This window comes from Binatus sp. (SeqCode), assembly GCF_049584895.1.
Classification (GTDB): Bacteria; Desulfobacterota; Binatia; order Binatales; family Binataceae; genus Binatus.
In genome coordinates this window covers 61,634-68,439 of the sequence record NZ_JBAUYR010000137.1, presented here as the reverse complement: position 1 = coordinate 68,439, position 6,806 = coordinate 61,634, and the positions used below count along the sequence as shown (strand labels likewise).

The window sequence follows — 6,806 nt, the reverse complement described above, 5'->3', positions numbered from 1 at the left end:
CATCTTTTTGTGGTGATAGGCGCTCAACGAACTGGTACCAACATATTGCGCGAGATTCTCAATACCAATGAGCAGCTCGCAATGCTTGGCGAGGTGCTGACGCCAAGCCCGGCGCCTGCTCACTGGGATAATTTTTGCCGCAGCCTGCCCCTTCGCAGCGTCCTTCCCGCCACTTTTAGCGAAACCGAATCTCTCCTCGACAAATACTTCGAATTTGTGCTGTATCGCATTCGCAACCATTGGGAAGGCAATAAGAAAAATCGAAGCCGCGCTTTCGGCGTCGACATCAAATACAATCAACTGCGAGACATCGCGCCGGCAAATTGGAGTTCTTCATCTCCTGCATTCATTCTCGGTTATCTGCGATCTCGCGGAGCTACAATTGTTCACACGACGAGAAATGTTATCCATTGCGCGATTTCGACTTTCATCGCCGCACGTCGAAGTGTCTGGCACAACTATGATGGCGCCGTGATTGATCGCAGCTACCATCTTGATATTCAAGAATGCCTGGCGTGTGCGCGGACTATCGTCAATCATCGCGATGCTTTCCTCGAAGCCGCATCCGGATGCAAGGTCGTCAATTGCTCCTATGAGGGCCTGATCGAAGACATCGCGAGAGCCGGCTCCCGCGAAGAGATTCCCGCAGCGCCTGGACCGTTGTGGGATATCGCGCATGCGCTCGAAGCTCCTTTCACATTTCGCTATGACCGACGCCTTCAGAAGGCCATCAATATCCCATATTCCAGATTGCTCTCGAACTACGATGCGCTTGTCAGCCAGTTAAAAGACTCCGAGTTCTCGAATCTCGTTTTGACCCTTGAGTAGCGACCTTTGATGGTAGATGCCAAACCATGGCTTGATCCAAATGCGAAGGCTGGAAGCTATGCCTTAGGCCTGCTCGGCCTTGAAGAGCGCAAGTTGCTCTACCAACTAGCGCGATATATATACGCCGGCGAAGGTGCCGTAGTAGATCTCGGGGCCTTTTGCGGCGCATCCACCTGCTGCCTTGCCGCGGGCCTGCGGGACAATCCTCGAGCCGTGGGGCGTCACGTCGACGCTTACGACAGCTTCATTGCCAGCGAACCATACCTGGTCGATTTCATTCGTGCGCAATTCGGTGAAGCATTCGAAATGGGGCAGTCTTTCGGTGCAACATTTCGACGAGCCACTGCCGAGTTCGCTGATCTGATAGAAGTTCATGACGGAGATCTACTCGAGCAAAGTTGGCCCTCGGATGAGCCTATCGAGATACTATTCGTCGACGTGGCTAAGACGCTTGCTCTCAGCGGTAAGGTGTTAACCGAATTTTTTCCGCGACTTACACCGGGAAAATCCATAGTTATTCACCAGGATTTCTATCACCCGACCGCATTCTATCTTCCGGTAGTGATGGACTTTCTCATGGATCATTTCACCATTATAGAGGCCGGTCGCGACTGGTCCGTGGTGTTCCAGCTTGAGACACCGATCCCGCAGGAGAAATTGCAGACTGCGAGCCAGTATAAGTTCTCATTCGCGCAACAACAGGCCGGCCTGCGACGCATGATGCGGCGGGTCGGTATGCCGGGAAGCGAATACCTTCGCTTATCGGAGTGTGCTGCCATCGGAACCCACTTCGGCGAACGGCGGTTTCAGGTCGCGCTGGCCGCCGCAATTCGACGCTCAAGACTCGAGACCGACCGTGTATGGTCCGACGGCCTCGCCTGGTGCAGTGACTTTAAGGCGTCCCGCATCCGCACCAGGCTTTATGGGACACCGTCTTTGATGCCTCCTCCAACCTCCGCTGATAAGGCTCACCTGTTGCTGTCGGACATTCTCTCCGAGGTCGCCGCGCGGATTATGCCAGGCGTCAGGCAACGTCTCACGGGATAGGACTCCGCACCGAGCATGCGACCATCCAGGCTCTTAACTATCGCGGTTCTTGTAGTTGCGAGCGTCATATTGCTTGGATGGTCATCGACGATCGAGGCTCCCTTTGTCGTTTTCTTTCTAGTAGCCAGTGCATGGGCAATAGCAGTCGCCGTGCTATCTCGTCGTGAGGCTGTCCGCAACGGTGCACTGGTCTGTGGTTCAGTTTTGTTTAGTATGGGCTTAGTCGAAACCTATATGTACTATGCTAACCGGTCGCAGATCATTATCACAAGAACAGAACCGGTCGAATGGAGGCGAAACCAGGCGGACATGGACATAGGTTCTCGACCGGTGCCAAATACGACGATCGCATTTGAAGAGGCGCTCGGCGGTCGGAGGATCGACAAGGTCACGTATAAATTCGGTGGTAGCGGTCTTAGAGAGATTCCTGCATCAGTTCAAGGAGGCCCTTACAGGGTAGTGTTCTTCGGTTGTTCCTTTATGTTTGGTCATGGGGTCGAGGACGATCAGACGCTGCCCTATTACTTTGTGCGAGCGGCACGAGGCACCTTCGAGGGGTTCAACTTCGCGGGCGACGGCTGGGGGCCACATCAGATGCTTAGGGAGATTGAAACCGGCTTCATTAGCCGTGTCGCAGGCACTCCCGAGCTGGCGATATATGAAGCAATCCCGGATCATCTGCGCCGAGTTGCTGGGCGTGCGCCGTGGGAAGACGGGCCAAAGTACGATCTATGCCCGGATAAACAAGCTTGTTACTCCGGACAGTATCATAGTGCCGACTACGCGACATGCCGCCGTTGGCTCGACAGGAGCTGGATCGTGAGGTTCTTCGAAAGTCACTCCGAGAAGCTGTCGCAACCCTCCGACCTCCCACTATATTTGGCAGTACTGAAGAGGACTCGAACTTTACTCGAGGAAAACGGCACTCGTTTTGTAATCGTCTTATGGGATCAAAATGAGTTGGCCAACACGATTATGAAGGCTTTGAAGGCGAATCAATTTGATGTGATCGCGCTATCTTCTATCTTTCCAGAGCGTGATCTGAAGAACGGACTGCTCACTCAGCTTGATCGGCATCCGTCGCCGGCGACCAACCAGGAGATCGCTGCTTATCTATGGAAACAGGTCGGCGAGCCGTTAGTGGATGCAAAGCACCCGCGATGAAGACTTCGAGCGACTCGAATTTCCCCGAGCGCCTGGGGCACGGCAACAACTCACGTGGCTCTACTGATCGCTTCTTTGGCCTTCTGTTCAGCGCCTTCTGGGGTGTGGTGGCGATGGCACCGCTCAGAAGAGGAGGGTCGATTCGAGCATGGGCGGTAGTTCTCGCCACAGCGTTCCTTGTCACCAGTCTCATCAGGCCAACTCTGCTGGGACCGCTGAATCAGTGGTGGCAGCGACTCGGACAATTGTTGCAAAAGCTTACCAATCCCATTGTGATGGCGGTCCTTTACTTTTCGACCATCGTCCCTTTTGCTCTTATAATGCGCCTGCTGAACAGGGACGTTTTGCGATTGAAGTGGGATTCCTGCCAGACCTCTTACTGGATACCTCGCAAGCCCCCCGGTCCACGGCCCGAGTCGATGAAAGATCAGTTCTAATACCTCGATATGGATTTTGTAGCCGAACTCTGGCGGTTTATGCGTGCGCGCAAGAAATTCTGGCTTCTACCTATGATCCTAGTGTTCGCGATCATGGGCGCACTCCTGGTGATCACTCAAAGCAGCGCGCTCGCGCCCTTCATCTACACACTGTTCTGAGCCAGCATGCGAGTGCTCGGCATTTCCGCCTTCTATCACGACAGCGCCGCGGCCTTGATCGAGGACGGCGAGATCCTGTCCGCGGCGCAGGAAGAGCGCTTTACGCGCAGAAAGCATGACGCACGGTTTCCTCGGCTCGCGATCGAATTCTGTTGGGAACAGTCAGGACTCTCGCTGAGCGAGGTTGACTACATAGCCTTCTACGACAAGCCCTTTCTGAAATTCGAACGCCTGCTCGAGACCTACCTGGCTTTCGCCCCGCGTGGGTTCAAGTCGTTTCGTACTGCGATGCCGATATGGTTGCGCGAAAAGCTCTTTCAGAAACGCATGCTGCGTAACGCCCTCGCGGAATTGAATGGCGGAATCGATTTGGGTGACCGCTTGCTATTCGCCGAGCATCACCAAAGCCATGCGGCGTCGGCATTCTTCGCGTCGCCCTTCAGGCAGGCAGTGATACTGACTCTCGACGGAGTAGGTGAGTGGGCAACTACTTCGGCAAGCATTGGAAACGACAACCGGCTCGAAATGATCAAGGAGATACACTTTCCGCATTCGCTCGGATTGCTTTATTCGGCCTTTACACATTACGCGGGTTTCAAGGTCAATTCCGGCGAGTACAAGCTGATGGGGTTGGCACCGTATGGCTCGCCGCGCTTTCGCGATCTGATCCTGAATAATCTGATCGATCTGAAACCTGACGGATCGTTCCGGCTCGATCTTAGCTACTTTGACTATTGTGTGGGGCTGCGGATGACGAACCCGAAGTTCGAGCAACTGTTCGGCGGACCGGCGCGGAAGCCTGAATCTTCGATCACGCAGCGCGAAATGGACCTGGCGGCCTCGATCCAGTCGGTTACCGAAGAAGTGATACTCAGGCTTACGCGTGCGCTCGCGGCCGAAACCGGATACAGGAATCTCTGTCTCGCGGGAGGCGTGGCGCTCAATTGCGTGGCGAACGGCAAGGTCTCGCGCGATCATCGCTTCGAGAATGTATGGATTCAACCCGCCGCAGGTGATGCCGGTGGAGCGCTCGGCGCAGCACTCGCGACTTACCATCAGTTCCTGAACCAGCCACGTCGAATCAAGGGCCAGGATCTTATGCTCGGATCATACCTAGGGCCTTCGTTTTCGCAGCAGGAGATAGAGAGCCGGCTAGCCGCGGTGGGTGCGCGGTTCGATATCTGCGACGATGAGACTCTCTTGAACGCGAGCGTGGATGCGCTCGTCGCCGGCAAGGCCCTGGGCTGGTTCCAGGGGCGGATGGAATTTGGGCCGCGCGCATTAGGCGCTCGTTCGATCCTAGCCGACCCGCGCAGTCCAACCGCGCAACGAACGCTGAATCTGAAAGTAAAATTTCGCGAATCCTTCCGCCCGTTCGCGCCTTCGGTACTGCGGGAGCAGGTACAGGACTGGTTCGACCTCGATTACGACAGCCCATACATGCTGATGGTCGCCGACGTTAAGAGAGACCGGCGGCGGGCACTCACTAGTGAAGAGCTATCGCTGTTCGGAACGGAGCGGCTGAACACCGTGAGGTCTGAGATCCCTGCGGTCACGCACGTTGACTACTCGGCGCGCATTCAGACCGTGCATCGCGAAACCAACAAGCGCTACCACGCGTTACTAAGTGCCTTCAGCCAGCGGACAGGATGCCCGGTCCTCGTCAATACCAGCTTCAACGTGCGCGGCGAGCCGATAGTATGCACGCCGGAAGACGCGTGGAGATGCTTTATGGGAACCGGGATCGATTCGTTGGCAATCGGCAACTGCTTCCTGGATAAAGCGCGGCAAGATTCCGGTGCCAAGCGTGAATACGCGGCGACCTACGAACTCGACTGAATCATTCACAATGGTCAGTGAATTGAGTCGTCCGCTCGCGCTACTTGGGAGGTTGGCGGAGCATCTTCTGCAATTGAATACGCGATAAGTTCGATGGCCTCAGTTCCGCACGCTATGATGCGGGTCGATGACGAACTTCTTCGGCACGCCGGAATCGAACGCCTGGTAGGCCTCGGGCGCCTGCCCGAGCGAAATCAGCTCGACGTTGACTGCCTTCGCAATCTTGATGCGATCGTGAAGGATCGCCATCATCAGGCCGCGGTTGTATTTCATCACCGGCGTCTGACCCGTCGTAAAGGAATGGGACTTTGCCCATCCCAGTCCCAGCCGCATCGTGAGGTTTCCGCTTCTCGCCGCCGCGTCCTTGGCTCCCGGATCTTCGGTGACGTACAGGCCGGGGATACCTATCGCTCCTGCCGCGCGGGTCGCTTCCATTAGCTGGTTGAGTACGACTGCAGGCTCGTCCTTGCCGCCGTGTCCCTTGGCCTCGAAGCCCACGCAGTCAACGGCACAATCCACTTCCGGAACCCGCAGGATTTTCTCCAGCTGCTCGCCGATCGAACCGCCTTGCGAGAGGTCGATTGTTTCACAGCCGAACGAGTGGGCATGTTCGAGCCGTGCCCGATTGAAGTCGGCGACGATCACCACAGCTGCGCCGAGCAGGAACGCCGCAGATGCGGCCGCAAGTCCTACCGGGCCTGCGCCCGAGATGAGCACGGTCGAGCCGGTGGTGACGCCCGCGCTGACACATCCGTGATAGCCGGTCGGCAGAATGTCGGTAAGGCAGGTAAGGTCCGTGATTTTAGCCCGCGCCTGATCCTTGTCTGGGAACTTGAGCAGGTTCCAATCTGCGTATGGCACCATCACATACTCGGCTTGTCCTCCGACCCAACCACCGAGATCGACGTAGCCATAGGCGCCACCCGCCCGGCTCGGATTCACGTTGAGGCAGACATCGGTGCGCCGCTCCTTGCAATTGCGGCATCGTCCGCACGCGACGTTGAACGGCACCGACACCAGGTCACCCTTGCTGATGAATTCGACACCGCTGCCGCATTCGATGACTTCGCCGGTAATCTCATGCCCGAGGACCAGTCCGGCCGGCGCCGTGGTGCGCCCGCGCACCATATGCTGGTCGCTGCCGCAGATGTTGGTCGTGATCGGTTTGATGATGACGCCGTGGTCGATTTTCTTTCCCTGCGGCGTCTTCAACTCGGGGTAATCGATGCTCTGCACCTCGACTTTGCCCGGCCTCAAATAAACCACTCCGTGATTGGAAGCCATGAGACCATCTCCTTTGCTGTAGTGCTATGTGATCAAAACTCGCAAGTT

Annotated in this window: 7 protein-coding genes; 6 read left to right on the top strand and 1 reads right to left on the bottom strand. The window is 56.3% G+C overall.

Translation table 11 applies throughout. The features are described from left to right. The first annotated feature begins 9 nt into the window (after window positions 1–9). The 6 genes from WB650_RS23070 to WB650_RS23045 all read left to right on the top strand — a co-directional run bounded on the left by WB650_RS23070 (window position 10) and on the right by WB650_RS23045 (window position 5,474). Window positions 10–828, top strand: a complete 819-nt coding sequence (locus WB650_RS23070; RefSeq protein ID WP_423962198.1) for a sulfotransferase — start codon at window positions 10–12, stop codon at window positions 826–828. A gap of 9 nt (window positions 829–837) precedes the next feature. Further along, window positions 838–1,875, top strand: coding sequence for a class I SAM-dependent methyltransferase (locus WB650_RS23065; RefSeq protein ID WP_423962196.1), 1,038 nt, complete (start codon window positions 838–840; stop codon window positions 1,873–1,875). A gap of 213 nt (window positions 1,876–2,088) precedes the next feature. Next, window positions 2,089–3,039: a hypothetical protein gene (locus WB650_RS23060; protein ID WP_423962190.1), complete on the top strand. Its 951-nt coding sequence runs from the start codon at window positions 2,089–2,091 to the stop codon at window positions 3,037–3,039. After that, window positions 3,036–3,476: an SxtJ family membrane protein gene (locus WB650_RS23055; protein WP_422304484.1), complete on the top strand. Its 441-nt coding sequence runs from the start codon at window positions 3,036–3,038 to the stop codon at window positions 3,474–3,476. The genes WB650_RS23060 and WB650_RS23055 overlap by 4 nt, the downstream gene beginning before the upstream one ends. Window positions 3,477–3,485: 9 nt before the next feature. Continuing rightward, complete coding sequence (locus tag WB650_RS23050) at window positions 3,486–3,635, top strand: DUF5989 family protein (RefSeq protein ID WP_422304482.1); 150 nt, start codon at window positions 3,486–3,488, stop codon at window positions 3,633–3,635. Window positions 3,636–3,641: 6 nt separating this feature from the next. Beyond that, a complete protein-coding gene (locus WB650_RS23045; RefSeq protein ID WP_422304480.1) occupies window positions 3,642–5,474 on the top strand; it encodes a carbamoyltransferase in 1,833 nt (610 codons plus the stop codon). 99 nt (window positions 5,475–5,573) lie between these two features. On the opposite strand, the gene fdhA is transcribed toward WB650_RS23045, so the two are convergent. Next, entirely contained in the window at window positions 5,574–6,758 is a 1,185-nt protein-coding gene (gene fdhA, locus WB650_RS23040) for a formaldehyde dehydrogenase, glutathione-independent (RefSeq protein WP_423962188.1), read from the bottom strand. Window positions 6,759–6,806: the final 48 nt, after the last annotated feature.

Excerpts from the sequence above, each read along its gene's own strand:
- WB650_RS23065 (WP_423962196.1), top strand. The coding sequence starts at position 838 with ATGGTAGATGCCAAACCATGGCTTGATCCAAATGCGAAGGCTGGAAGC.
- WB650_RS23060 (WP_423962190.1), top strand. The coding sequence starts at position 2,089 with ATGGGCTTAGTCGAAACCTATATGTACTATGCTAACCGGTCGCAGATC.
- WB650_RS23055 (WP_422304484.1), top strand. The coding sequence starts at position 3,036 with ATGAAGACTTCGAGCGACTCGAATTTCCCCGAGCGCCTGGGGCACGGC.
- WB650_RS23050 (WP_422304482.1), top strand. The coding sequence starts at position 3,486 with ATGGATTTTGTAGCCGAACTCTGGCGGTTTATGCGTGCGCGCAAGAAA.
- WB650_RS23045 (WP_422304480.1), top strand. The coding sequence starts at position 3,642 with ATGCGAGTGCTCGGCATTTCCGCCTTCTATCACGACAGCGCCGCGGCC.
- fdhA (WP_423962188.1), bottom strand. The coding sequence starts at position 6,758 with ATGGCTTCCAATCACGGAGTGGTTTATTTGAGGCCGGGCAAAGTCGAG.